This is a genomic window from Phyllobacterium sp. GQ127, from assembly GCF_059758635.1.
This window is the reverse complement of sequence record NZ_JCAXDZ010000001.1, coordinates 1224844-1251776: the sequence shown is the minus strand read 5'-3', so window position 1 is coordinate 1251776 and position 26933 is coordinate 1224844. Positions and strand designations below refer to the sequence as shown.

The following is a 26933-nucleotide window of genomic DNA, read 5'->3' as shown; positions in this document are numbered from 1 at the left end:
CGCTGTCAGCGTTGGGGCGGTTCAGTTCGTACCACCACCGACATTCCGGGGGCGAGATATTGTGCCAGGTCCTGTCCGGGATCGACTGATATGCGTACAGAGATACGTTGCGCGACCTTTGTAAAATTTCCGGTGGCGTTGTCAGGTTTGATTACGCTGAATTCAGAGCCGGCTGCCGGTGCAAATCGTTCAACCTTGCCGGACAGTCTTTTGCGATTGAGAGCGTCGACTGTGAACGTGATCGGCTGCCCCAGTGCAATATTGCTAAGCTGCGTTTCCTTGAAGTTTGCGATAATCCAGACGTCGCTGGGGACAATTGCCATGAGCTGCGTTCCGGCACTGACATATTGGCCGAGCTTGACACCAACTTCGCCAAGAGTGCCATCCCGTGGAGCTACAATTTTAGTGTTCGACAAATCGATATCAGCCAGTTCAACGGCTGCCTTTGCGCCTGCGACTGCTGCTTCCAACGAACCGCGACTGACCTTAATGGTTTCAAGATCCTGATTGGACACTTCCAGTGCTGCTTTGGCCTGAGTTACAGATGCCTGGGCTTGCTCCAATGCTGTTTCACTTTGCTCTGCGTCACTCTTTGTCAAAACACCCTGACGGGCCAATGGCTCGATGCGGGCCCAATTGGCTTGTGCTCGCCGCAATACAGCCTCGGCGCTGTCGAGTTGTGCCTGGCTGGATCCAATGCGTGCCTCGGCGGCACGTTGCTGCTGTGTTGAGTTGTCAAGAGCGGCTTGCTGACTGGCGAGAGTCGCTTTTGCCTGATCCAGTTTTTGCGCAAAAATCCGGTCGTCAATTTTGGCCAGAAGTTGGCCCTGTTTGACCTTGTTATAATCCTGAACCGGAACATCAACGATATAGCCGCTCAACTGCGGACTAATCAGAGTGACATAGCCCTTCACATAGGCATTTTCTGTTATCTCGATATCGCTCTGAAATGGTGGCAGGCGCCAGGCATAAAGCACAAGCACGAGCCCGGAAATTCCAATAAGGATGGCAATTATCGTTGCCGAATGGCGCATATATTTAGACATCATCTGATCAACTCGTTTGAATGGCGAGAACGGTTTCCCGGTTGCGGAAAAGTGCGCGCAGGGAGACGTGCGTTAAAAGAATAATGAGCGCGAAAAGCGAAATACCGGCAATGAGCAGAAACGCATCATTATAGGCGAGGATATTGGCTTCACGCGTCGTTTGTTGGGAAAGCAGCGCTATTCCTTCTGCGTTTAACAGGGTGCCGTCGGTAATCGATCGGCTATAACCCGCTGTCAGTTGCCCAACACGCTGAACCACAAGCGGATTAGATAGGACAATGCTTTCTGCCAGGATATTGGAATGGAATTTTTCGCGTATCGTTATGAACGTACCGAAAACCGCTTGCCCGAAAAGCCCCCCAAGACTTTGTGTGGCTAGAAACACGATAATGAAACTGAGAATGTAGTTTGGCCCGCGTTTCAACGCTGAACTTAGCCCGACGGACATGGCTGGCGGCAAGAAGAGAGCTGTGGCAGCGGCTATGCAAGCTTGACTCGCATACATTTGCGCTGGGCGCGTGAGGTTCGTTGATTGGCTGTCCATATAGGAGCCGGCAATAAGAAACATCAAGGCAACGGCATGGATCGCAGGCACTCTTTCGGGTGTCATCACTGCGGCACATGAGAGGCCCGCTACAATCATTGCCGCCATGGAGACCATATAGATCATGCTGATTTGATCGTTTAACAGGCCCAGATTTTGAAAGAAATTATTGGCGACAGTTGATTGTTCGGAGACGACAAGCCTGAAAAGCAGAATTGTTCCGGCGAAATGAACGATCTCCTTGCTGGCAATCCAGCGGATATCGAGGAGGGGTTTTTCCCGGTTGAGCTCAATAATGACCGCAGCCGTAATGGTGACGACTGCAATAGCCAGAAGCACACCAAGCCAAGGGGCTTCAAACCACCAATAAAGCCTACCGGTAACGAGCGTCACGGCGATACAACCGAAACCGATGGCTATCAAAAGATAGCTGATAATATCCAATTTCTCGATGACCTTTGCCCTTGGTATGGGTGTCAGAGGGAGAAGATAGATAACGCCAAATGCGATAAGGGCGAGAGAAATTTCGAACGTATATAATCCGCCCCACTGGCCGATATCCAACAGCGTGGGCGAAAGCAGGCGAGCCAGAGGCGAGGCCAGCGATATATTCGTTAGCACCAGACATATGGCTATTGTCATCTTGCGCGCCGGTGTGAACGCCTCAAGCATGTAAAGGAAGGCAAGACTCGACAATGGAGCTGCGGCAATGCCGCTGACAAAACGAATGATGATGGCCGATTGCAAATCTGTGACCACCAGATGCAGCAGCGATACAAGCACGAAAATTGCCAAGCTTAACTGGGCAAAATTTCGCAAGCCATACTGATTTCTGATCTTGATAAGTGCAATCGACAGGCTGACATTGGGTGCCATATAGGCAGCGATCAGCCAGGTGGTTTCGGTGTTTGTTGCACCGAGATAGCCCTGAATCTGCGGGATATTTGTAGCGATCAGATTCATTCCAAGGCCCTGCGTCATCGATAGCAGAGTTGACGCGCCAATATAGGCAGCCGAGCGGAGCGGATGCATAGGAACGGGCGCCGCAGGGGGAGGCGGTGCAGTTTTGATCGGATCATAACCGACAAACTCAGCTTCGGGGAGCATGTGGCTCAGTCCCTCTCGTCGAGTTCGTTGATATTGCGGTTAATTGACCGAAGGACATCTATTGTGTTCTGCAGGTCTTCGCTCTCGATACCCGCCAGGACATCAGCGCGCAGCTTTTGGGCAAGATCATTGACCTTTTTTGCTAATGTCCTGCCGGTCACTGTGATGTGAATTTCCTTGGCGCGCCGGTCCCCTTCTGCCTCTTTGCGTTGAATGAATCCCTGACTCTCAAGACCGTCAAGCAAGCGCACCATGGTGGGTGTTTCTATATCCAGCTCTTCTGCAAGCTCCTTTTGATTGAGCACTGCAAGCCTGTCGAGCAGCAACAATGTCCGCGCTCTGGCTTGTGTCAGTCCTAATTCTTTCACACGCGAATCAAAATGCGTGCGCAGCTTTCGGCTGGCTCTGCCCAATTCGTCCACAAAAATGAAATGTAAGCCACGATGTGCCATAAGATAGCCGTATAATAAGTAGGTTGCTAATTATTAATGTGCGATATAACTCCAAACGGATTGGATTTCAAGGTCGTGTTAGCGTAGATCGAGACGCAGGAGTTCGTCCGTATAAGATTTGCCGTCGATACGCAGGGCATCCTTCTCCACGCCGAACACCTCAAAACCCAAGCTGAGATAGAGCGTGCGGGCTGTAATATTGGCAGCCATGACGGTCGCGTGTAATGTATCAACGTGATTTCGAGCGTAATCGATAACTGCCAGCGTCAGTCTTTTTCCGAGCTGATGCCCGCGCCATCTCTCATCCACATAAACACCCCAAAGCAAACCCTTGTGGTTTTGCTTTGTCTTGGAGTTTGCGGCAAAGCCTGCAACGCCGATCAGTTCACCTTCAGCAAATGCACCGAAAACGGCGTTTGGCAGAGCGTCAAGGCGGCAGCGAATTTCGGCCATGTCGAGATCGGCCTCTTCTTCATAGCTTGAGCCGAATGCTTCCGGCGCCGCTTGCAATCCATGTAAGCGCAGTCGCTGGAATTGCTCTGCATCCTTCCTGTTCAATACCCGGATCGAAATATTCATATTCGGACTCCAAATATCACATCATGACAGGCAGATGACGAATGTCGCCATGTTTACAAAGAGATATCCACATAAGAGTTGAATGAAAATGAAAATAGAACTCCATTCCGCCTTATTTCAGATAGAGTGGATTCGAGGGGCCACTTGAGTACCTAGGAGAGGATTAAAACACATGAAGAATAAATTTGTTATCGCCTTGGCAGCTGTATCGTTGTTTGCTTTGGCTGGCTGCGGTGAAAGCGAGCAGAAGACCGAAACGCCACCTGCTACAACTGAAGCACCAGCTCCAGCACCGGCGCCGGCTCCAACAGCGGTTGAACCAGCAAAGCCAATGACTGCTCAAGACGCGATGAAGACCATTAAAGAGCAGGCTGCAACCATGACTGCTGAGCAAAAGCAGGCTGCCGTCGAAACCGCCCGCAAGGCAGCTGAAGAAGCCGCAAAAGCGGCGGGACAAACAGCCGATCAGGTTAAAGCCGCTGCCGACGCAGCTGAAAAAGCCATCAAGGATGCGCTTGGCGTTCAATAAAATTCAATTGGCAGGTACGGCAGGCCTCATGTTTGCCGTACCTGCGCCCATCTATGTCAAACAGTTTTGATGAATAATTATCTCTCTCGCAATTGCGAAAAACTTTGAATAAAATAGAGCCATGTCTATTTGGCGCCGCATCAGCGATTTCATCACCACCACAGCAGTCGATGCATTCTCCAGCATTATCGAGGCTGTACGTACCGCATTTGAAGGCGATCCCGAAACGCGGCGACGCGTTGCGTTTTCGATAGCAATGATTGCCTTGTCGGCCAAAATGGCCAAGGCAGATGGCATTGTATCGCAAGCCGAGGTTAATGCGTTCCACGACATTTTTCATGTGCCTGAGCAGTATCAGGACCAAGTCACCAGATTATATAATCTGGCAAAGCAGGATGTCGCGGGTTACGAGGCCTACGCAACGCAGTTGGCTTCACTTTGCGGTTCCGGTCACCGGAACTGTCAAATGCTGGAAGATGTTCTTGATGGGCTTTTCCATATTGCCAAGGCCGATGGCGCATTGCACGACAAGGAATTGACATTTCTCGGCACGGTTGCGGAAATCTTTGCCCTTGATGAGGAAAAGTTTGACCGTGTCCTTGCGCGGCATGTCGGGCGTGGACAGGCAGACCCATATCTGGTCTTGGGTCTGGCGCGGAATGTAAATTTTGAGACTGCGCGCAAGCAGTATCGCGCGCTGGTTAGGGAAAATCATCCGGATATGTTGATTGCCCGAGGTGTGCCGGAAGAATTCATAGCTATCGCCAATCAACGTATAGCGGCTATCAATGCGGCTTGGGAAAAAGTCGAAAAAGACCTGAAGGCATATGAACGCGTTTAAGCCCGATCATTTAAACGTGGCAGTTCACGCGTCGCCAAATTTCGGTCCCCGCAAGGATGGCAAGCGCCCGCATATTCTTATCCTGCATTATACCGGCATGGAGACGGGCGAAGCTGCCGAAAACTGGCTGGCAAACCCGGAAAGCGAAGTTTCCGCGCATTATGTCGTGCATGAAGACGGCAGGATCGTGCAATTGGTTTCCGAAAGTGAGCGCGCCTGGCATGCCGGAAAGGGCTCGTGGAAGGGCGAAACGGATATTAATTCTTGCTCAATCGGGATTGAAATCGTCAATGGCGGCCCGCTACTTGGATTCCCGGTGTTTCCGGGCGAACAGATCGACGCGGTTATCGACCTTTGCAAAGGCATAATCTCGCGCAATGGAATTCGCCCTGAAAATGTCCTTGCTCATTCAGATGTCGCACCTGCACGCAAGATCGACCCCGGCGAGAAATTCCCTTGGCCAGTGCTATTTAATTCCGGCGTGGGGCATTGGGTCGATCCGGCTCCGGTGCGTGGTGGTCGGTTCTTTTCTGCTGGTGATCAAGGGCAGCCAGTGGAGGCTTTGCAGTCCATGCTGGCTCTTTATGGCTACGGCGTACCTATTGATGGGGTCTTCGGAAATGCGACCGAATTGAGTGTTTTGGCCTTCCAGCGCCACTTTCGGCCGGCAAAAGTGGACGGAGTCGCGGACATGTCAACCATTGAAACGCTGCACAAGCTACTTTCTGCACTCCCGGCATTGTCAGCATAACGTATTGAACGTTAAAGCCTTTTCTGAGGGAAATTGTGCGATGCAGCATATATATTACAATGGGTTACACAAAGTTATTTGATGTATCAATATTCGGCTGCATTGGGCCGTCACATCCTAGCCCAGTGTTTCGGGCAGCCCATTTTGGATTTTTGGGCTCGGAACGTTCCCGGCGCGCATCTTTCGTGCGGCCCAAGAAATTAAACGGAAAACGATGACAAATAGATTTGGTATGATTTGCGCCCTTGTTGGGGCGGTGGCTTTGTTTGGTTCAAATTCAGCATTCAGTAAACCGGTCGAGGCCCAGCCGACAAACCTGGCAGATTATCTGAAGGCAAAGCGTGTTGAAGCCGACAAGAAAAAAACGACCGAAAAAACTGCAAAGAAGGTTGATGGAAAGAGCCAGGGCAAGAAGGTAAGTGCCAAGGTTTCATCCGGTAAAAAGGCTGCAGTAAAAACTCAGCGTATCTCAAAAAAGATTTCTGGTTCCAAGCGTCCGGTCGTTCAGGCAAAAGCCCGTTTCAAGACCACGACGGTAAACAGCCGCATTGATACAATGACAACCGGCAGCATTGCATCTGCCGCCTCTGCTGGTGGTTCGACCAAATATTCCAGCATCATCTCTTCTTACGCAGCGTCTTACGGTGTTCCGATTGCACTTGCTCATGCGGTCGTCCGCGTGGAAAGCAACTACCGGGCTGACATGACTGGCCGTGCTGGTGAGGTTGGTTTGATGCAGATCAAATATTCGACGGCACAGGGCTTGGGCTACACAGGTAGCCGTCAGGCGCTCTATAATCCCGATACGAATATTCGTTGGGGTATGAAGTATCTTGCCGGAGCCCATAAGCTTGGCAATGGCACGACTTGCGGCACGATCCTGCGCTATAATGCAGGGCACGGCGCCACCCGGATGAATCCGATTTCGGCCAATTATTGTGCCAAGGTCAAACTGCAAATGGCGGCCAACTAAGCATTCGCTTGTTGCTTTGAGGAAGGCTGGATGACTATCCAGCCTTTTTTCATTTGCCTTTTCTGGAAGATAGGCATTTATACGGGCGCCAGCTGGCCGGGCAGCCGCGCATGTCATAAGCCGAAAGGCGGCATGTGAGGAAAGTCCGGGCTCCAGGGAAACACGGTGCCGGATAACGTCCGGCGGGGGCGACCCTAGGGAAAGTGCCACAGAAAGGAAACCGCCCCGTCTTTCGTTGTGCCGCGTCTATAATGGATGGGACACAAGGAATGACGGGGTAAGGGTGAAAGGGTGGGGTAAGAGCCCACCGCGCAACTGGTAACAGGGGCGGCAAGGCAAACCCCACCGGGAGCAAAACCGAATAGGGACGGCGTGCCTGACGAAAGTCAGGCGATCAGTTTCCGGGTCAGTCGTCCGGGTAGGTTGCAGGAGGCGGATGGCAACATCCGTCCAAGATGAATGGCTGCCGCGCCGGATGCAAATCCGGCCATACAGAACCCGGCTTACAGGCCAGCTGGCACTTTAAACTCTGCGATTATTTATCATTCTCCCCGTAAGGGAGGGGACTGGTTTGCGATTCCTAACGCTTCATTAAGCTTAATGATGGATAAATTCAGAATCGCCGGCAGTGTGCTTGGTTTTGCCAGCTACTTCCATCCTGTGTACTCTAATCCCATTGACGCCCATAGTGCCCCATGATATCGATTGATTTCATCAGTAGCGTTCAGTCGACACGGTGTTTCCCGACATTGGATCTTGCCATGCAGGGCCGGCATTTCGCCGGAGTTTCGACGCGCGCTTATGAGATTCTGTCTCCTCGGTTGCAGGGAGAGGCAGGGGCAGAACGATCAGAGACCCTTGAGGTCAGAACGGCGGGATTAAGCTTTGAACCGGTTCCTCGGGCATATGACGAACAGGATCGACGCAAAGGGGCGGGTTTCCGTTCCGGCTCAGTTTCGTCTGATTGTGCAGTCCGCCGGTCATACGGAGCTTTATGCCCTGCGCTCTCTTCATCTTCCTGCTCTGGATGTGGGCGGACCGGAACTGTTGACCCGATTCGACAAAAAGCTGGAAAGCGAAGATCCGTTTGCGGAGACAGCGGACGATATGTCGTTTTATCTTCACGCGGACGGCGGCTTCCTCAAATTGGACGCAGATGGGCGGATTACGGTGACGGATTTCCTGCGGGAACATACGGGCATCTCCACAGATGTGACCTTTGCGGGGGCGAATACGCATTTTCAAATGTGGCAGCCGGATCAATTCGAAGCGCATCGCAAAACAGTTCGGGCCCGGCTCGCGGAAAAACGCCGTCTGGAGGCGAATTGATGACCGGTTCTGACGCGGATAATGGCTCAAAAAACGCAGATGATCGTCATGTCCCGGTTCTGCTTGATGAAGTCATTGCTGCCTTGCAGCCGGATAAGGGCCAGCGAATTATCGATGGAACCTTTGGAGCTGGTGGTTACACTAAGCGTATTCTTGAAACGGGCGCTGACGTAACGGCAATTGATCGCGATCCTTCTGCGATCGAAGCTGGCCGTGCCCTGGAAAAAGACTACGCGGGAAGGCTGACCCTCGTTCAAGGCACTTTTTCGACGCTGGATCAGGTTGCCCTTCTGGGTGCTCCCGATGGCATTGTTCTTGATATCGGTGTTTCGTCCATGCAAATTGACGAAGCCGAGCGTGGCTTTTCTTTCCAAAAAGATGGACCACTCGATATGCGCATGTCGAGTTCGGGTCCGAGTGCTGCTGATGTGGTCAATCGTCTCAAAATTGGCGACCTCGCGCGCATTTTCAATTTTCTTGGGGAAGAGCGCAACGCGGGCCGTATCGCCCGTATGATCGACAAGCGGCGTGCGACGGAGCCGTTTCATCGTACCCGCGATCTGGCCAATGCAATCGAAGCTCTGGTTGGTCGAAATCCGAAAGTTCCGATTCATCCGGCGACGCGTGTCTTTCAGGCGCTGCGTATTTTTGTGAATGATGAGCTCGGCGAATTGGTGCGCGCATTGCATGCGGCTGAACGTGTGTTGAAGCCCGGCGGACGGCTCGTTGTTGTAACATTCCATTCGCTTGAAGATCGCATCGTTAAACGCTTCTTTGCAGATCGTTCAGGCGCAGGCGGCGGCTCGCGTCATTTGCCGCAGGTCGAGCAGCGCCGCGCCACATTTACCCCGGTTGGCAAGGGGATCGTTGCGCCGACAGAGGCGGAGGCGGCGCGCAATCCGCGGGCACGTTCCGCCAAGCTTCGCGCAGGCATCCGCACGGATAGTGCGCCGCTTGTCGAAGATCATGCGATTTATGGTTTGCCTAATCTGCCCATATTTCATGAAACCCAGTCTCAGAAGAAAATGGGGAGTTGACCAGTGCTGCGTACCTTCGACATCATTTTGATCGGGTTGATGATAGCGGCGGCGTCGATAACCTATAAGATCAAGCACGACGCCGAGAAGCAGATGAATCAAGTGACGAAGCTTGAGCGCATGATCTCGGATGAGAACGATACGATTGATCTCTTGAAGGCTGATTGGAGCTTGCTCACCCAGCCAAACCGTTTGCAAAAACTGATAGAGACCTTCCAGGGTCAGCTTGATCTTCAACTCGTTGAAGCCAATCAGATTATAGACATCAATGATCTGCCCCAACCAAAGCCGGTTGTTTTTGACTCTGTCGCAGACATCATCACCGAAGCCAGCGCCAAGGACTTGAAGCCGGATTCTACGTTGACCGGCAGCGTGGCAAAAAAGGTTAATCCCGCACCAAAAGGAGCTGCACAATAATGGCTGCTGTTTGGATCAAGCGGAAGAAGATCGATCTGGAGTCTGGAACTGCACCGGCCTTTGCCGTGGATGCAAAAAAGAAGAAATCAGGCAATCGCGCGCGCAACCGTGTTGTCATGGCCATTGCTTGCTTCATAGGCATATATAGCGTCATCGGCGGAAGACTGATCTATTACGGGATTCAGGAAGATACGACCGGATATAATGGCCCAACTGGTACGGTGCTGGCTGCGCGACCGGATATTCTTGATCGAAATGGCGAAGTCTTGGCAACCGATATCAAGACGAATTCGCTTTATGCTGAACCGAAGAAGATCATTGACCCTGATGAAGCCATTGAGCTGCTTTCGACAGTGCTTCCTGATCTCAATTTCGAGCAGACCTACAGCCGGCTGAAAAGCAAGGCAGGATTTGCCTGGTTGAAACGTGGCCTGACGCCACAGCAAAAGAGCCAGATCATGGCTCTGGGCATACCTGGCATCGGTTTTCGCACGGAGAAAGCACGGTTCTATCCAGGTGGTCCTACCGCTTCGCATATTCTTGGTCTCGTAAATATCGACAATCAGGGGATTGCCGGTATGGAGAAATATATCGACGAACATGGCCTGTCGGATCTGCGTGACGCAGGACTTGCAGACAGCCGGTCGCTTGAGCCCGTCAGGCTTTCGATTGATCTGCGTGTGCAGCATGTGGTGCGCGATGTGGTTGTTCAGGCCATGCAGAAATATAGCGCCATCGCCGCTGGTGCAGTCGTATTGAACGTCAAGACTGGCGAAGTTCTAGCCATGGCATCGGCCCCGGATTTTGACCCGAATAATCCATATAATGCTCTGGAAAAAGACCGGCTTAACCGCATGTCTGCCGGTGCCTTTGAGATGGGTTCGACAATCAAAAGCTTTACCACGGCAATGGCGCTGGATTCCGGCAAGGTCAATTTGCAAAGCACATTCGACGCGCGCCGCCCGATCACTATTGGCCGCCAGACGATCCGGGATTTCCATGGCAAGGGCCGGGTTCTTACCCTGCCTGAAGTGTTCATTTACTCATCCAATATCGGGTCGGCAAAAGAGGCCGATGTTGTTGGCATTGACGGTCATCGTGAGTTCCTGCACCGCATGGGCCTCCTTGACCGTATGGTGACAGAGCTGCCGGAAGTGGCCCGGCCAATGGAGCCAAAAGTCTGGAAGAAAGTGCATTCCATCACTATCGCATTCGGTCATGGAATGGCGACGACACCCTTGCAGACTGCGGTTGGAGCGGCTGCTCTCATGAATGGCGGTCGCCTGATGCCTCCGACATTCCTGCCGCGTACCATGGAAGAAGCCAATAAAGTCGCCAAACAGGTCGTGAGCGAAAAGACCAGCGAAGATATGCGTTATCTGTATCGCCTGAATGCTGAAAAAGGTTCCGGTGGTTCGGGTAATCGCGCAACGGTGCCTGGCTATCGCGTTGGCGGTAAAACCGGGACAGCGGAAAAAGTCGTCAATGGACGGTACTCCAAGGATGTCAGGTTCAACGCGTTTGTCGCCGCATTTCCGATCGATAAGCCTGAATATGTGGTGTTGACGATTGTAGACGAGCCGAAGGCCGAGGCAGGTAAAATCGGCGCTACTGCCGGTTTCAATGCAGCGCCTATGGTTCAGGAAATCATCCGCCGTTCAGCCTCTTTCTTGGGCGTGCAGCCGGATTTCAACGAAGAACAAATATCTGCTCCAATGATGGTGAACTTTAACCAATAACACTCGGAAAACGAATCAATAAGAGGCGTTTTTCAACCGAACTCATGGGAAAGAACAGGTTCCGGTCCGGCCATGAAATTGAAAGAATTGAACGGCATCCCTGCCTTGGCAATCTCCGAATTTGGGGAAAGAGCCATCACTGGTCTGACATCGGACTCCCGACAGGTTCAGAAGGGATACGTTTTTGCCGCCCTCAAAGGGGTAAAGGCTGACGGGATAGCCTATGCTCAGGATGCTGTAAAAAGAGGCGCGTCGGTTATCATCGCGTCGAGTGGCGCCAAGCTTGGAAATATTGGTGCGCCGATCATTTATGTTGACGATCCGCGCCGTACACTGGCGCTTGCCGCGGCGAGTTTTTATGGAAGCCAGCCTGATGTGATGGTCGCTATCACCGGGACGAGCGGGAAAACCTCTGTTGCCTCCTTTACGCGGCAGATCTGGGCGCAGGCAGGTTTCGCATCCGCCAGCATTGGCACTACAGGCGTCATCTCGCCGACACGCGATGATTATGGTTCTCTGACAACGCCGGATCCGGTTGAACTCCACAAGCTGTTGAGTGAACTTGTGGAGGAAGGCGTTACCCATGCGGCTATGGAAGCGTCATCTCACGGTCTCGATCAGCGCCGTCTTGACGGTGTAAAGCTCACAGCCGGTGCGTTCACCAATCTCGGCCGGGATCATATGGATTACCACCCCACGGTCGAAGAATATCACGCGGCCAAGCTGCGGCTTTTCACAGAACTCCTGCCGAAAGATGCGCCCGCGGTCATTTTTGCCGACGATCCTTTTTCCAAGGCGACAATCGCCGCAGCGGCGGAAGCTGGCTGCAAAGTATTGACTGTCGGTCGCAAGGGCGAATTCATATCGCTGAAGCGGGTTGAACATGAACGTTTCCGCCAGCACGTTGAAGTGCATATTGCGGGCGAGATTTATGAAATAACATTGCCGCTCGCTGGTGATTTCCAGGTCGCCAATGGGCTCGTTGCTGCGGGTCTTGCCATCGCAACGGGCGTTCCGGCAGCAGCGGCGATGCGTGGCCTTGAGCGCCTCAAGGGCGCTCCGGGACGGCTTGATCTGGTGGGGGCGACGGAAGAAGGAGCGCCCGCCTATGTTGATTATGCGCACAAGCCTGATGCGCTTGAAAATGTACTGACGTCAGTGCGCCCATTTACGACTGGCCGCGTTATCGTGGTCTTTGGTTGCGGTGGTGATCGTGACAAGGGCAAGCGTCCGATGATGGGCGAAATCGCTACGCGGTTAGCAGATGTCGTTATCGTTACGGACGACAATCCACGCTCTGAAGTGCCCGCAACCATACGCGCCGAAATTCTCGCGGCTGCTCCCGGAGCCCGCGAGATCGGCGACCGGCGCGAAGCTATCCGCGAAGCCGTTGCAATGATGAAGTCGGGCGACACCTTGATCGTTGCGGGAAAAGGTCATGAAGAAGGCCAGACTGTCGGCGACGTCGTGCTGCCATTTTCGGACCACGTTGAAGTAGCTCAGGCATTGAAAGACCGTATACCACAGGAGGGCGGTATATGAGTCTTCTATGGTCTTCCGATGCCATGATCGCCGCCATGAATGGCAGGCCGGTCGGTAAACTTCCGGAGGGCATCACCGGCATTTCCATCGATACGCGGACATTGCGCGATGGCGAGGCGTTTTTCGCAATCAAAGGCGACGCCTTGGATGGTCATGACTATGCCACCGCCGCAATTGCAGCGGGTGCGGCGCTTTTGGTCGTTGCAGAGGCCAAATTGCCTGCTCTTGGCAAGCTGAAAGCTCCTATGATTGTTGTGGACGATGTTTTGGCCGCCATGACGCGGCTTGGCATTGCCTCGCGCGAGCGCTCTCACGCACAGATTATTGCGGTAACTGGCTCCGTCGGCAAGACGACAACAAAAGAAGCACTGCGTCACGTTCTTTCCGAAGTCGGTAAGGTTCATGCCTCGGTTGCATCGTTTAATAATCATTGGGGCGTGCCCCTGACGCTTGCACGCATGCCGCAGGACACGGATTACGGCGTCTTCGAAATCGGAATGAACCATGCCGATGAGATTCGTCCGCTGGTTAAAATGGTGCGCCCACACGTGGCGATCATTACATTGATTGCTCCGGCACATCTTGGCCATTTCAAAAACCTTCAGGAGATTGCGACAGCCAAGGCGGAAATTTTTGAGGGCCTGCTGCCCGGTGGCTATGCTTTGCTCAATCGCGACGACAAGCACTACAAGTTTCTGGAGAAACTTGCGCTTGAAGCCGGTGTCGAGCACATCAAATCCTTTGGTGAGAATGCCAGGGCTGATTATCGGCTGATGAAGCTCAAACTGCACGACGCCTGTTCGTGCATGACTGCGCGGCTTGCCGGCGAAGAGGTTGTCGCAAAAGTTGGCGCACCTGGCCGCCACATCGTTCAGAACGTTCTGGCGGTGCTCGGTGCTGCACATCTCACAGGCGCTGATATGGCCAAGGTTGCCTTGGCGCTTTCATCGCTTCGCGCTGAAAGCGGACGTGGTGAGAGACACACGCTTGAGATCGCAAAGGGCACATTTACGCTAATTGACGAGAGCTATAATGCAAATCCCGCATCAATGCGCGCAGCTGTCGAACTTCTCGCGTCTGCAACCCCGACAGGCAAAGGGCGCCGTATTGCCGTTCTAGGCGATATGCTGGAACTGGGAAAACAATCGCCCAGGCTGCATGCCGAGCTATCGTCAGTTATTGCGGCAAACAATATCAACATGGTTTTTCTCGGCGGACCGGAGATGGCGGCGCTGAAAGCAGCCATGCCGGTTGAAATTCGTGCCGAATACAGGCAGAGCGTGGAAGAGTTGCAACCGCAATTGCTGAATACGATCAGAGCTGGTGACGTGATCATGATCAAGTCGTCCAAGGGGACCGGCTTCTCCCAGATCGTCAAAACGCTCTTGCAGAAATATAACACCGCCGAACCTCTCGCTCCTGCCGAGTGAGCCTGCGGGGGATGGGGAAAGGGCACTAATCAATGCTTTATTATCTTGCCGGCCTGGCGGAACAGCTACAGTTTCTCAACGTGTTTCGTTATATCACGTTCAGGACCGGCGGGGCGCTGATTACCTCCGCGCTCATTGTTTTCCTTTTCGGGCCACGGATCATTGATTCCTTGCGCGTCCGTCAAGGTCGCGGCCAGCCAATACGCGCAGATGGCCCACAGACCCACTTCAAGAAGGCCGGTACGCCAACAATGGGCGGACTGATGATTATGACGGGCATTATCATTTCATCATTACTCTGGGCCAACTGGTCCAATATTTATGTATGGGTTGTGCTGCTCGTCGCCTTGGGTTTCGGTGCAATCGGCTTCTATGATGATTATCTGAAGGTCAGCAAGCAGGCGTCCAAGGGTTTTTCCGCCCGCGCGCGTCTTGGCATCGAATTCCTTATTGCAGCCATTGCCGGTCTGACGATCATGTGGGCAGGGCAGGAGCCTTTCTCCTCGTCACTCACATTTCCTTTCGCCAAAGAGTTTATACTCAACCTTGGAATTTTCTTCGTTCCGTTTGCAGCCTTCGTCATGGTTGGCGCGGGCAATGCAGTGAATTTCACCGACGGTCTTGATGGTCTGGCAACAGTCCCGGTCATGATTGCTGCTGCCTCCTTCGGCGTCATTGCCTATCTGGCGGGTAACGCGATTTTCGCGGACTATCTGCAGATTCACTTCACTCCCGGCACGGGTGAACTCGCCGTAGTGCTCGGTTCTGTAATCGGAGCGGGGCTCGGCTTCCTCTGGTTCAACGCGCCGCCTGCTGCGATTTTCATGGGTGATACAGGTTCGCTGGCCCTTGGCGGATTGATCGGCGCTGTCGCTGTCGCTACCAAGCACGAGATCGTGCTTGCCATTATCGGCGGCGTTTTCGTCATGGAAGCCATGTCCGTGATCATCCAGGTTGCCTCGTTCAAAATGACGGGAAAACGGGTTTTCCTTATGGCGCCGATCCATCACCATTTTGAAAAGAAGGGCTGGACCGAAAGTCAGGTCGTGATCCGTTTCTGGATTATTGCCGTGATCCTCGCGCTCATCGGTCTTTCAACTCTGAAACTGAGGTAGGGCTGCAAGTATGATATCTGCCCACTCCATGAAGGACAAAACCGTCGCGCTCTTTGGGCTCGGCGGTTCGGGCATTGCAACGGCCCAAGCCATTATTGCTGGTGGTGCGAGGGTTATTGCGTGGGACGATAATCCTGACAGCGTAATGCGCGCCCAAGCCGCAGGCGTTACAACCTCTGATTTGCGTAATGTCGATTGGAAACAGTTTTCCTCTTTTGTCTTGTCCCCAGGGGTCCCATTGACCCATCCGCGTCCGCATTGGAGCGTTGATCTTGCGCGGGCAACCGGGGTCGAGATTATCGGTGACATAGAATTATTCGTGCGGGAGCGTAATCTTGTCCTCGCAGATAGCCCGGGTGCGGAGATACCGTTTATCGCCATCACCGGCACGAATGGGAAATCCACTACTACTGCTCTTATCGCCCACATCATCAAATCATCGGGTCGCGACGTGCAACTTGGCGGCAATATTGGCACAGCAATCATGACGCTGGATCAACCGGAAAACGGGCGTATCTATGTGGTTGAATGTTCTTCATACCAGATCGATCTGGCGCCTTCGATCAATCCGACTGCGGGTATTTTATTGAACCTTACACCGGATCATCTGGATCGCCACGGCACCATGCAGCACTATGCCGAGATCAAGGAAAGACTGGTGGCGGGAAGCCAAACTGCGATTATTGGCGTTGATGACAGTTTTTGCGCTGCAATTGCCGACCGGCTGGAACGCGCTGGAAAACGTGTCGCGCGGCTTTCCAAGCGTATGCCCATAGCGGAAGGTTATTTTGCTGAAGGAAGCCAGTTGTTCCATGCCCATGACGGTGTGACGACGGCAATTGCTTCGCTTGAAGGGATAGGGTCGCTGCGCGGCGAGCACAATGCGCAAAATGCTCTTGCAGCTTTTGCCGCGTGCCGTGCGGCTGGTCTGTCGGCTGAAGAGATCAATGCTGGTCTGAGAACGTTTCCTGGTCTTGCTCATCGCATGGAGCAGGTTGCCAAGCTAGGCTCGACACTCTTCGTCAACGACTCCAAGGCGACAAATGCCGAAGCTGCAGCGCCTGCATTGTCTTCCTTTCCACGTATTTACTGGATCGCTGGTGGGCTGCCTAAAGAAGGCGGCATCGCTTCGCTGTCGGGTTTCTTTCCGCGTATCGCTAAAGCCTATCTCATCGGCGAAGCTGCCCCGCAATTCGCGGCAACCCTTGGTGATACCGCACCTTATGAGATTTCCGGTACAATTGACGTTGCCGTTCGACATGCTGCATTGGACGCAAGCAAAGACGAAGCCGGCGAGCCTGTGGTTCTGCTGTCTCCTGCCTGCGCCAGCTTCGATCAGTTTCAGAATTTTGAAAAACGCGGTGAAGCTTTCCGCTCTGCCGTTCTTGCGCTTCAGGGCGCATCACCTATTGGGGGTCTGTAATGGTAAGTCGTATTGACCGTGGTCCCGTTGCTGAGTGGTGGTGGACGATTGATCGCTTTCTTCTGGCTGCATGTCTGAGCCTGATGGGCCTTGGCATTTTGTTGTCTTTTGCCGCAAGTCCCGCTGTTGCCGAACGCATCGGGCTTGAGAGCTTTTATTTCGTCAAGCACCAGTCCATGTTCATGGTTCCGGCTGTGATCGTCATGTTTGCGGTATCGTTTATGGCGCCAAGAACGATTAGGCGATTTGCGATCATCCTGCTCGCCGGTGCGATATTTGCCATGGTGCTTGCCCTGTTTTTCGGCATTGAAGTCAAAGGCGCACGCCGCTGGATTTCGCTCGCGGGCATATCGGTGCAGCCGTCCGAGTTCATGAAACCGGCATTTGTGATCGTTTGTGCCTGGCTTTTTGCCGAAAACGAACGCCGCAAGGATATCCCTGGCAATTTCTTTTCGATGGTTCTGTTCGGCGTTGTTGCTGCCTTGCTGATTGCTCAGCCCGATCTTGGTCAAACGATCCTGACTGCGGGTACATGGGGTGCCATGTTCTTCATGGCTGGTGTTCCGTGGATATGGATCATTGCTTTGGGCGGTCTTGGTGTGGCCGGGTTCTTTGGCGCTTATACGGTTTTTCCGCACGTTGCCGGCCGTATTGACCGCTTCATGACGGGCGAGGGCGACACGTTTCAGGTTGATGCCGGACGTGAAGCCATCATCCGCGGCGGCTGGCTCGGCCAGGGCCCAGGGGAAGGAACCATCAAGCGTATCATTCCGGACAGTCACACCGACTTCATTTTCTCGGTGACTGCCGAAGAATATGGAATCGCGCTCTGTCTCTTGATCGTTTTGATTTTCGCTTTCATCGTTATTCGCGGTCTGTCGATAGCCTTGAAGGAGCGTGATGACTTTACACGTCTTGCTGTGTCCGGGCTGGTGATCCTGTTTGGTTTTCAGTCCATCATCAATATTTCGGTCAATCTGCATCTTATGCCTGCCAAGGGTATGACGCTGCCATTTATCTCCTATGGCGGTTCTTCGCTTATCTCCGTGGCGATCTCGACCGGATTATTGCTGGCTTTGACCAGGCGCAGGCCAGAGGGTCGCCGCTCCGCAACTTTGGGAAATTCGCAGAGACCTGCCATGATGGGTGCAGGATAGCCAATGACCAAGGGAGTTATTTTTCTTGCCGCCGGTGGTACCGGCGGCCATCTTTTTCCGGCTGAATCGCTAGCTCACGATCTGATCGAAAGAGGTTGGGATATTCATCTTGCCACTGATGATCGTGCGCAGCGATTTATCGGCCACTTTCCGGCAAGTCAGATTCATGTTGTTCGTTCCGCGACAATTGGCGGGCGAAACCCGATCGCTTTGGCGCAAACATTCTGGAAGCTTTGGCTTGGCAACCTTGATTCCCGCAGATTGTTTCGCTCTTTAAAGCCCAAGCTTGTTGCCGGTTTTGGTGGCTATCCGACATTGCCGCCACTTTACGCTGCAACCGCGCTGAAAATTCCGACGCTCATTCATGAGCAAAATGCCGTGATGGGCCGTGCCAACAAAGCGCTTGCCACGCGCGTCAATGCCATCGCCGGAGGGTTCCTGCCCGATCACGGTGGGGCTTTTTCAAGCAAGACAATTGTTACTGGAAATCCTGTGCGCCCTGCCGTGCTCGCGGAGGTAGGCAAGCCGTACAAGGCATCGCAGGCACATCAGCCATTTCACTTTCTGGTTTTTGGTGGCAGCCAAGGTGCCCAGTATTTTTCGACGGCGATACCGGCAGCTATAAGTTTGCTTGCGCCGGATTTGCGGGCTCGCCTTGTCTTGACCCAGCAGGCCCGCCCGGAAGATGAGACACAGCTTCGCGCCGCCTATCAGCAGGCGGGGATCAAGGCTGATGTGGCGGTGTTTTTCACCGATATGGCACGCCGCATATCAGAATCGCACTTTGTTCTGTCCCGGTCTGGTGCTTCCACTGTTTCCGAAATCGCCGCTATCGGGCGGCCAGCCATCCTGGTGCCATTCCCGCACGCGCTCGATCACGATCAAGCCGCCAACGCGGCTGCGCTGCAGGCGGCAGGCGGAGCCGACGTCATCAAGCAGTCGGACCTTTCGCCGGAGCGTATTGCAGCGATCCTCACCAGCGCCATGAATGAACCGACGCGTCTGGCATTTATTGCCGAAAAGGCACGTTCAACAGGCAAACCGGACGCAGCAAGGTTGCTTGGCGACCTCGCAGAGGCTATTGCAACCGGCCAAAGCGTCGAAGAATTTAAAAAAGGAGTGCGTCCATGAAGATGCCGCTCAATATAGGTCTTGTCCATTTTATCGGTATCGGTGGTATCGGAATGAGCGGCATTGCCGAAGTGCTTCATAATCTTGGCTACAAGGTTCAAGGATCCGATCAGGCAGACAGCGCCAATGTGCAGCGTTTGCGTGAGAAGGGCATAGAGATATTCATCGGTCACGCAGCGCCCAATATCGGCGATGCAGAAGTCGTCGTGGTTTCGACAGCTATCAAAAAATCCAATCCTGAACTCATGGCGGCGCGCGAGAAATTATTGCCGATTGTCCGCCGTGCAGAGATGCTGGCCGAGTTGATGCGGTTCCGTCAGGCAGTTGCTATCGGCGGCACCCATGGCAAGACGACTACAACTTCAATGGTGGCAACGCTGCTTGATGCCGGCAAGCTCGATCCAACGGTGATCAATGGTGGTATCATCAACGCCTATGGTACTAATGCGCGCATGGGTGCTGGCGACTGGATGGTCGTCGAGGCTGATGAAAGCGATGGCACATTCCTGAAATTGCCGGCAGACATTGCAGTTGTCACTAATATCGATCCAGAACATCTTGATCATTACGGCACATTCGATCGGGTGCGTGAAGCATTTCGCCAATTTGTTGAAAATGTTCCGTTTTATGGCTTCGGCGTCATGTGTCTTGACCATCCGGAAGTTCAGTCTCTCGTCTCGCGTATCGAGGACCGGCGCGTTATCACCTATGGTGAAAATCCACAGGCCGATGTGCGTTTTGTCAATCTGGTTGTCGACGGCGCGAGTTCACGTTTCGATGTGCATATCGCCAAACGCAAGACCGGCGAAGTAACCGAGATCACGGGACTACATTTGCCCATGCCGGGCAGGCACAATGTATCAAACGCCACGGCGGCTATTGCTGTGGCACATGAACTGGGCATTTCATCGGCTGATATTAAAAAGGGCCTGTCATCATTCGGCGGTGTAAAACGGCGCTTCACGCATACCGGTTCCTGGAATGGCGTCGATATTTTCGACGATTATGGTCACCATCCGGTCGAAATCAAAGCGGTGCTGAAAGCCGCACGCGATTCCGCCAAGGGCCGCGTTATCGCTATTGTCCAGCCGCATCGTTTCACACGGCTTGCCAGTTTGTTCGATGAATTTGCCTCATGCTTCAACGATGCCGATACAGTTATCGTCGCTCCGGTTTATACCGCTGGCGAAGATCCTATCGAGGGCGTTACATCGGAAACATTGGTTTCGCGGATCAAGACAGCAGCGCACAGAGACACGCGCTACATCAATGGCTCGCAGGAAATTGCTCCGTTGATCGCTGATATCGCCAAGCCGGGCGACTTTGTGATCTTTCTTGGGGCTGGCAACATCACACAATGGGCCTATGCCTTGCCAAAAGAACTGGCGGCGCTCTAGATTTGGCAGTTGCCCTTGAGAGGGTAGAGCTGCTGAAAGGATAAAATGTCTTCACTTGTTGATGGAGAAGCCCTGCTTTCGAAGCTGGGAGACCGTTTTGCTGGTTTGCGTGGACGGCTTACGCCCAATATGGGCATGGAGAAAGTGACCTGGTTTCGCGCAGGCGGGCCCGCTGAAGTCATGTTTCAACCCGCCGACGAAGAAGATTTGGCAGCGTTCCTGAAAGCAGTTCCAGAAGAATATCCGATTCTGACCGTGGGCATCGGCTCAAATTTGCTCGTGCGGGATGGTGGCATTCCGGGTTTCGTTGTGCGCCTTTCGGCAAAAGGTTTTGGTGAAGTAGAGCGCGTGGGCGAAACGCAACTGCGTGCCGGTACGGCGACGCCTGACAAGCGTGTCGCCTCTGCCGCTTTGGACGCGGGCATTGCCGGGTTCCATTTTTATCACGGCATACCCGGCGGAATTGGCGGCGCGCTGCGTATGAATGCCGGCGCCAATGGCGTTGAGACCCGTGAGCGTGTGGTTGAGGTGAGGGCGCTGGATCGCAAGGGCGAGTTGCATATCCTTTCCAATGCCGACATGGGTTATGCCTATCGTCATTCCGGTGCCGCCAGTGATCTGATTTTTACCTCTGCTCTTTTCGAAGGAATGCCGGGTGAGCGGCCGGAAATTCAGGCCGCGATGGATGCCGTCCAGCATCATCGTGAAACCGTGCAGCCAATTCGAGAAAAAACGGGCGGCTCTACGTTCAAAAACCCTGAGGGCTCATCTGCCTGGAAGGAAATTGATGCGGCAGGCGGTCGTGGCTTGAGGATTGGCGGCGCTCAAATGTCGCCGATGCATTGCAATTTCATGATTAATACCGGTACGGCCAATGGCTATGAGCTGGAGACCTTGGGCGAAACGATCCGTTCGCGTGTCCTCCAAAACTCCGGAATTCGCCTGCACTGGGAAATAAAGCGGCTTGGTCTTTTCCGTCCGGGTCAGGAAGTGCACGAATTCATGGGGCAACTGCTCTAGCCTGGACACATATTGTGCGTGGTTCGACAGGGCTCACAATAAGGAAGGTGGTTGGATTGCATATTAGTCGCTGCCAACCTCGCAGGATATAAACCTCCTGCAAATAATAACCTCCCTCATGGTGAGCTCGCGCGGCCGGAATTGCGCTCCTGACACATTTTTTTACACGAAATATCATTGTTGAATCATTGGGGACTTGTCAGCGAATCAACTCTCTGATTCTTTAGGGGCAAGCGTTAACTGATTTGAGTCGGCTGGTTCTGCCAGTCTTGGGTATCTGCGGTCCTGGCCGCCGGATGTGCGACGACTCATGCCTTTTTCCGCCCGCGCATGGCTGCGAGAATTTCGTGGGTTTTTAGTTTCCGGTCATGCGTCAGATGGGGATGTGTTTGAGGGGATGCCTTAATGGCGAAAAAGCATGTTGCGGTGCTGATGGGCGGATTTTCTTCGGAACGTCCCGTTTCGCTGTCGTCAGGCAATTCCTGCGCCGATGCCTTGGAGGCTGAGGGCTACGCAGTCACCCGTGTAGATGTATCCCGCGATATCGCCAATGTTCTGCAAGAACTTAAGCCCGACGTTGTGTTTAATGCCCTTCATGGCCCGTTTGGCGAGGATGGTACCATTCAGGGTATCCTCGAATATCTACAGATTCCCTATACCCATTCGGGGGTGCTTGCTTCCGCTCTGGCGATGAACAAGGAGCAGGCAAAAATCGTTGCCAAAGCCGCGGGTGTGCCTGTAGCTGAAGCGAAGGTGATGGATCGCTCCGAATTCACAGCCAAGCATCCGATGAAGCCGCCTTATGTCATCAAGCCAGTGAGCGAGGGGTCGAGCTTTGGCGTCGTTATCGTCAAGGAAGATCAGTCGCATCCGCCGCAGGTCGTTACCTCCGATGAATGGAAATTTGGCGGCTCGGTGATGGTCGAGCGCTACATTCACGGGCGTGAGTTGACATGCGCGGTGATGGGCGATGTTGCCATTGGGGTCTGTGAAATCATCCCGGTTGGGCACCAGTTCTACGATTATGATTCAAAATATGTTGCAGGCGGATCAAATCATGTGGTTCCCGCAAAAATTTCACTAAAAATTTACCAAAAAATACAAACACTGTCTCTCAAGGCGCATCAGGCAATTGGATGTAAAGGGATCAGCCGGTCGGACTTTCGTTACGACGACCGGTTTTCCGAAGATGGCGAGCTTATTTGGCTGGAGGTGAACACTCAGCCAGGCATGACTCCCACATCACTTGTACCTGATATCGCCAAAGCTGCAGGGCATACCTTCGGTGAATTGTTGAGTTGGATGGTGGAGGACGCATCGTGTTTGCGTTGAAGGGCAAAAATACGCACCGCCTCGGTGCTGCGCCGATGTCTTCGGACAGGTCGGTGGCTTTTGGCCGTTTTCGCATGGTCCTGCCAAAGTTTCTTCGCAAGCCCGTCCGTGTTTTCTTGCGGGTGGTAGATGGGGAAGTTTCTGTCCCGAATCACATCGGCACAATCGGGGCGGTCGCTTTCCTTGCATTGACCGGAGCCTATGGCGCGATCCTGGGTGGTCATGCGCCGGAAGTCGTCAAGGTTACGACATCCACGTTCGGCTTTGCCATCGAAGATGTAAAAGTTGTCGGCAATAAAGAAACATCCGAGATCGATATTCTCGGTGCACTTGGCCTTGACGGCGAAACATCACTGGTAGGTTTGAGCGCTTCTGATGCGCAGGCAGCTGTCGCTGGCCTTCCTTGGGTTGAGAGCGTGGATGTTTTCAAGGTCTACCCGAATACAATCCAGATCTCGATCCATGAGCGCACGGCATTGGCTGTCTGGCAGAATGGTACGGAACTGAACGTTATTGATGCCGATGGGCGGATCATTGTTCCTTTCACCGGCGGACGCAGTGCGCTCTTGCCGTTGGTCATCGGTGCGGGTGCTGATCAGCAGGTAAAACTTCTGATGGCGCAGATGGCTGCCTATCCGAAGATTGCCCAGGATGTTCGAGCCTATGCTCGTGTGGGTGATCGCCGCTGGGATCTCGTTCTCAAAAATGGCGTAACGCTCATGCTGCCTGAGCACGGCGTTTCTGAGGCCTTGGCCGATATTGCGGGCATGGAAGCAAAGGCAGGTCTGTTGTCTCGCGATATTGCCTCTGTCGATTTGCGGTTGGATGACCGCGTTGTTGTAAAGCTGACACCGGAAGCCATGGTGCAGCGTGTTGAGTATCTGAAGGCGCGCGATAAGGCGCCCAAGCGTTCGGAGAAGCGTGTATGAGTATTCTGAACGGAAAAAGCGCATCATCAGGAACGTCTTCCGCAAAACGGACGCGTTCCTTGACGGTTTTGGACATAGGTTCGAGCAAGGTGTGCTGCATCATTGCTCGTCTGCGTCCGCGCGAGGAAAGTGCGCATTTGCCGGGCCGCACACATCGCATTGAAGTTTTGGGTATCGGCCATCAGAAGTCGCGTGGCATCAAGTCTGGCGTCATTGTCAATCTTGACGCCGCAGAGCAGGCTATCCGCCTCGCTGTCGATGCGGCGGAGCGTATGGCTGGCCTGACGGTCGATTCGATGATCGTCAATATCTCGGCGGGGCGCCTGAAGAGCGAAAGCTTTTCAGCAAGCATCAATCTTGGCGGTCATGAGGTCGATCAGGCTGATATTCGCCGCGTGCTTGCTGCCGGTGCCAAGCAGGCTTTGGCAACAGAGCGTCATCTCGTTCACTCGCTGCCGATCGCTTACGGGCTTGATGGCGAGCGCGGTATCCGTGATCCGCTTGGCATGATTGGCGATACTCTTGGCGTTGATATGCATGTTCTGACCGCAGATGCGGCTCCACTGCGCAATCTTGAGCTTTGCGTCAATCGCTGCCATCTGTCCGTCGAGGCAATGATCGCCACTCCCTATGCAAGCGGTCTTTCTGCTCTTGTTGATGATGAAGCAGAGATGGGCGCTGCCTGCATCGATATGGGTGGCGGCACAACGACGATTTCAGTCTTCTCTGAAGGCAAATTCATTCATGCTGATGCAATCGCCATTGGCGGCAATCACGTGACCATGGATGTGGCTCGTGGCTTGTCGGCGCATATGGATGATGCGGAGCGCTTGAAGGTCATGCATGGTTCGGCGCTTCCAAGCGCTGCCGACGACCGTGATCTCATCAGCGTTTCGCCGCTTGGCAATGATGCCCGCGATGTTCCCAATCAATATCCGCGCGCAGTTTTGACGCGCATCATTCGTGCCCGTGTTGAAGAGACACTGGAACTGGCGCGCGACCGCCTCAATCAATCCGGTTACGGCCAGATTGTCGGCAAGCGCGTTGTTCTGACGGGCGGTGCAAGTCAGCTGGCAGGGCTGCCCGAAGTCGCCCGCCGTATTCTGGCTCGCAATGTACGAATTGGCCGTCCCCTGGGCGTTACGGGTCTTCCCGAAGCGGCAAAGGGTCCGGCTTTTTCTGCAGCGGTTGGTCTTCTGATCTATCCGCAGGTAGCAGGTATTGAAGAGCGTTCTGTAAAGGCCGGTTCATCATCGCTGATGACAGGTACGGGTGGGCGTTTTCAGCGTATCGGCCAGTGGCTGAAAGAGAGTTTTTAATTAATCGGGGAAACCCAAAAGAAATTACCGCAGCGGCGACGCGGTAAAGACAAAAAGGAACGGACAAATGAGCATCAATCTGCAAAAGCCGGACATTACCGAGCTTAAGCCCCGGATCACCGTTTTCGGTGTTGGCGGCGGCGGCGGCAATGCGGTCAATAACATGATCAATGCCGGCTTGCGCGGTGTTGAATTCGTTGTAGCAAATACAGACGCACAGGCATTGGCGCAGTCCAAGGCGGAGCGCCTGGTTCAGCTCGGCGCTTCGGTTACCGAGGGGCTGGGTGCCGGTTCGCAGCCCGAAGTTGGCCGCGCTGCCGCTGAAGAGTGCATTGACGAGATCAATGATCATCTTCAGGGTACGCATATGTGCTTTGTTACTGCCGGTATGGGCGGCGGTACCGGTACTGGCGCTGCCCCTGTCGTAGCTCGCGCTGCACGGGAAAAGGGCATTCTGACAGTTGGTGTTGTTACCAAGCCGTTCCATTTCGAAGGTCAGCGCCGTATGCGCACCGCAGATATGGGCATCGAAGATCTGCAGAAGAATGTCGACACATTGATTGTCATTCCGAACCAGAACCTCTTCCGCATTGCCAATGACAAGACGACTTTCGCCGATGCTTTCGCGATGGCCGATCAGGTTCTTTATTCTGGCGTTGCCTGCATCACCGATTTGATGGTCAAGGAAGGCCTGATCAATCTCGACTTTGCTGACGTCCGTTCTGTCATGCGCGAAATGGGCAAGGCAATGATGGGCACAGGCGAAGCCTCCGGCGATGGCCGCGCAATGGCCGCTGCTGAAGCTGCGATTGCCAACCCGCTTCTGGACGAGACGTCCATGCGTGGTGCCAAGGGCTTGCTCATCTCGATCACCGGTGGTCGCGACATGACCCTGTTTGAGGTTGATGAAGCTGCAACTCGTATCCGCGAAGAAGTTGATCAGGATGCCAATATCATCCTCGGCGCTACTTTCGATGAAAGCCTTGAAGGCATCATCCGCGTTTCGGTTGTTGCCACTGGCATCGACAAGCAGGTTGGAGATGCGGCGCCAGCGCCGATCGAGTTTCGCCAGCCGCTAAAGCCAATGCCAAAGCCGGCACCACAAGTAGTGGCCAAGGTTGAAACAGTGGCTCGTCCGCCTGTTCAGCAGTCGGTATCACCGGTCGCCGAGGCGGTGCGCAATGCAGGGCTTGATGTAGCGCAGCACGCACCACAGCCTGTCCAGCAGGAATTCCGTCCGCAGAGCCGCATTTTCCAGGCTCCTGCTCCGGAAGTATTTGATGCACCAGTCGCAGCAGCACCACAGGCGCCAGTCTATCAGCCAGCACCTCAGCCTGCACCGCAAATGGCTGAACCTGCACCGCAGCCAGTTGCACCACGCATGCCGAATGTTGCTGATTTCCCGCCGCTGGTTCAGGCTGAACTCAACGCCCGTGATATGGGGTCGCGTGACCATTCCCGTGATCAGGCTGCTCACGAAGCCCACGAAGACCGTGGCCCGATGGGTCTGCTCAAGCGCCTTACCGCTGGTCTGACACGCCGCGAAGATGAGACTGCTCGTCTCGAGCCAGCTCAGCCTCGCGAACCAGCAATGCGCCCGGCAGAACCACGCCGTCCGCTTTCGCAAGATGCTTCCATTTATGCACCTCGTCGTGGACAGCTTGACGAACAGGGCCGCGTACAGCCGCAGGCGCGTCAGTCTTCGGAAGACGATCAGTTGGAAATTCCCGCATTCCTTCGCCGTCAGGCCAACTGATCTGACTGCAGTCATCTTCAAAACTCAAATTCCGCCAT

Annotated in this window: 24 protein-coding genes and 1 other RNA gene; 21 read left to right on the top strand and 4 right to left on the bottom strand. The window is 53.9% G+C overall.

The features are described from left to right. Window positions 1-5 precede the first annotated feature (5 nt). From AC6CHM_RS06400 to AC6CHM_RS06385, 4 genes are all read right to left on the bottom strand, one after another. On the bottom strand, window positions 6-1046 hold the full coding sequence (locus AC6CHM_RS06400; RefSeq protein WP_115052531.1) for an HlyD family secretion protein: 1041 nt from the start codon (window positions 1044-1046) through the stop codon (window positions 6-8). Window positions 1047-1053: 7 nt separating this feature from the next. Continuing rightward, window positions 1054-2697 (bottom strand): MFS transporter, encoded by a 1644-nt coding sequence (locus tag AC6CHM_RS06395; protein WP_370878723.1) that lies wholly within the window; start codon window positions 2695-2697, stop codon window positions 1054-1056. A 5-nt stretch (window positions 2698-2702) separates the two neighbouring features. Further along, on the bottom strand, window positions 2703-3149 hold the full coding sequence (locus AC6CHM_RS06390) for a MarR family transcriptional regulator (RefSeq protein WP_115052533.1): 447 nt from the start codon (window positions 3147-3149) through the stop codon (window positions 2703-2705). Between the two features lie 78 nt (window positions 3150-3227). Next, window positions 3228-3728, bottom strand: a complete 501-nt coding sequence (locus AC6CHM_RS06385; RefSeq protein ID WP_498172419.1) for a GNAT family N-acetyltransferase — start codon at window positions 3726-3728, stop codon at window positions 3228-3230. A gap of 172 nt (window positions 3729-3900) precedes the next feature. Between AC6CHM_RS06385 and AC6CHM_RS06380 the strand changes: the two genes are divergently transcribed. From AC6CHM_RS06380 to ftsZ, 21 genes are all read left to right on the top strand, one after another. Next, window positions 3901-4257 (top strand): antifreeze protein, encoded by a 357-nt coding sequence (locus tag AC6CHM_RS06380; protein ID WP_115052535.1) that lies wholly within the window; start codon window positions 3901-3903, stop codon window positions 4255-4257. 121 nt (window positions 4258-4378) lie between these two features. After that, entirely contained in the window at window positions 4379-5098 is a 720-nt protein-coding gene (locus AC6CHM_RS06375) for a TerB family tellurite resistance protein (RefSeq protein WP_337354508.1), read from the top strand. Next, window positions 5085-5849, top strand: coding sequence for an N-acetylmuramoyl-L-alanine amidase (locus tag AC6CHM_RS06370; RefSeq protein ID WP_115052537.1), 765 nt, complete (start codon window positions 5085-5087; stop codon window positions 5847-5849). The genes AC6CHM_RS06375 and AC6CHM_RS06370 overlap by 14 nt, the downstream gene beginning before the upstream one ends. Window positions 5850-6063: 214 nt before the next feature. Continuing rightward, a complete protein-coding gene (locus AC6CHM_RS06365; RefSeq protein WP_115052538.1) occupies window positions 6064-6822 on the top strand; it encodes a transglycosylase SLT domain-containing protein in 759 nt (252 codons plus the stop codon). Window positions 6823-6910: 88 nt separating this feature from the next. Further along, window positions 6911-7344, top strand: an RNA gene (gene rnpB, locus AC6CHM_RS06360) — RNase P RNA component class A. Between the two features lie 363 nt (window positions 7345-7707). Then, complete coding sequence (gene mraZ, locus AC6CHM_RS06355; protein ID WP_115052539.1) at window positions 7708-8151, top strand: division/cell wall cluster transcriptional repressor MraZ; 444 nt, start codon at window positions 7708-7710, stop codon at window positions 8149-8151. Further along, the gene (rsmH, locus tag AC6CHM_RS06350) at window positions 8151-9188 is read left to right on the top strand and encodes a 16S rRNA (cytosine(1402)-N(4))-methyltransferase RsmH (protein ID WP_115052540.1); all 1038 of its coding nucleotides are present in this window, start codon (window positions 8151-8153) and stop codon (window positions 9186-9188) included. The genes mraZ and rsmH overlap by 1 nt, the downstream gene beginning before the upstream one ends. Window positions 9189-9191: 3 nt before the next feature. Continuing rightward, window positions 9192-9605 (top strand): cell division protein FtsL, encoded by a 414-nt coding sequence (ftsL, locus tag AC6CHM_RS06345; protein ID WP_498172417.1) that lies wholly within the window; start codon window positions 9192-9194, stop codon window positions 9603-9605. Further along, window positions 9605-11344 carry a peptidoglycan D,D-transpeptidase FtsI family protein gene (locus tag AC6CHM_RS06340; protein WP_115052542.1) on the top strand — a complete coding sequence of 580 codons (1740 nt, stop codon included), beginning with the start codon at window positions 9605-9607 and terminating at the stop codon, window positions 11342-11344. Before ftsL ends, AC6CHM_RS06340 begins: the two co-directional genes overlap by 1 nt. Before the next feature lie 72 nt (window positions 11345-11416). After that, the gene (locus AC6CHM_RS06335; RefSeq protein WP_307279210.1) at window positions 11417-12886 is read left to right on the top strand and encodes a UDP-N-acetylmuramoyl-L-alanyl-D-glutamate--2,6-diaminopimelate ligase; all 1470 of its coding nucleotides are present in this window, start codon (window positions 11417-11419) and stop codon (window positions 12884-12886) included. Beyond that, the gene (locus tag AC6CHM_RS06330; RefSeq protein ID WP_307279209.1) at window positions 12883-14316 is read left to right on the top strand and encodes a UDP-N-acetylmuramoylalanyl-D-glutamyl-2,6-diaminopimelate--D-alanyl-D-alanine ligase; all 1434 of its coding nucleotides are present in this window, start codon (window positions 12883-12885) and stop codon (window positions 14314-14316) included. Before AC6CHM_RS06335 ends, AC6CHM_RS06330 begins: the two co-directional genes overlap by 4 nt. Before the next feature lie 32 nt (window positions 14317-14348). Beyond that, window positions 14349-15431, top strand: a complete 1083-nt coding sequence (gene mraY / locus AC6CHM_RS06325) for a phospho-N-acetylmuramoyl-pentapeptide-transferase (RefSeq protein ID WP_115052545.1) — start codon at window positions 14349-14351, stop codon at window positions 15429-15431. Window positions 15432-15441: 10 nt separating this feature from the next. Further along, on the top strand, window positions 15442-16854 hold the full coding sequence (gene murD, locus AC6CHM_RS06320) for a UDP-N-acetylmuramoyl-L-alanine--D-glutamate ligase (RefSeq protein WP_307279203.1): 1413 nt from the start codon (window positions 15442-15444) through the stop codon (window positions 16852-16854). Beyond that, complete coding sequence (gene ftsW, locus AC6CHM_RS06315; protein WP_307279196.1) at window positions 16854-18011, top strand: putative lipid II flippase FtsW; 1158 nt, start codon at window positions 16854-16856, stop codon at window positions 18009-18011. Before murD ends, ftsW begins: the two co-directional genes overlap by 1 nt. 3 nt (window positions 18012-18014) lie before the next feature. Beyond that, window positions 18015-19142, top strand: a complete 1128-nt coding sequence (murG, locus tag AC6CHM_RS06310) for an undecaprenyldiphospho-muramoylpentapeptide beta-N-acetylglucosaminyltransferase (RefSeq protein WP_498172414.1) — start codon at window positions 18015-18017, stop codon at window positions 19140-19142. Further along, window positions 19139-20539 (top strand): UDP-N-acetylmuramate--L-alanine ligase, encoded by a 1401-nt coding sequence (murC, locus tag AC6CHM_RS06305; RefSeq protein ID WP_498172413.1) that lies wholly within the window; start codon window positions 19139-19141, stop codon window positions 20537-20539. Before murG ends, murC begins: the two co-directional genes overlap by 4 nt. A gap of 45 nt (window positions 20540-20584) precedes the next feature. Next, window positions 20585-21559, top strand: coding sequence for a UDP-N-acetylmuramate dehydrogenase (gene murB, locus AC6CHM_RS06300; RefSeq protein ID WP_115052550.1), 975 nt, complete (start codon window positions 20585-20587; stop codon window positions 21557-21559). Between the two features lie 405 nt (window positions 21560-21964). Next, window positions 21965-22891 (top strand): D-alanine--D-alanine ligase, encoded by a 927-nt coding sequence (locus AC6CHM_RS06295; protein WP_440805691.1) that lies wholly within the window; start codon window positions 21965-21967, stop codon window positions 22889-22891. Then, window positions 22879-23820, top strand: coding sequence for a cell division protein FtsQ/DivIB (locus tag AC6CHM_RS06290; RefSeq protein WP_115052552.1), 942 nt, complete (start codon window positions 22879-22881; stop codon window positions 23818-23820). Before AC6CHM_RS06295 ends, AC6CHM_RS06290 begins: the two co-directional genes overlap by 13 nt. Then, window positions 23817-25139 carry a cell division protein FtsA gene (ftsA, locus tag AC6CHM_RS06285; protein ID WP_115052553.1) on the top strand — a complete coding sequence of 441 codons (1323 nt, stop codon included), beginning with the start codon at window positions 23817-23819 and terminating at the stop codon, window positions 25137-25139. The genes AC6CHM_RS06290 and ftsA overlap by 4 nt, the downstream gene beginning before the upstream one ends. Window positions 25140-25206: 67 nt before the next feature. Continuing rightward, on the top strand, window positions 25207-26895 hold the full coding sequence (gene ftsZ / locus AC6CHM_RS06280) for a cell division protein FtsZ (protein WP_115052554.1): 1689 nt from the start codon (window positions 25207-25209) through the stop codon (window positions 26893-26895). Window positions 26896-26933 lie beyond the last annotated feature (38 nt).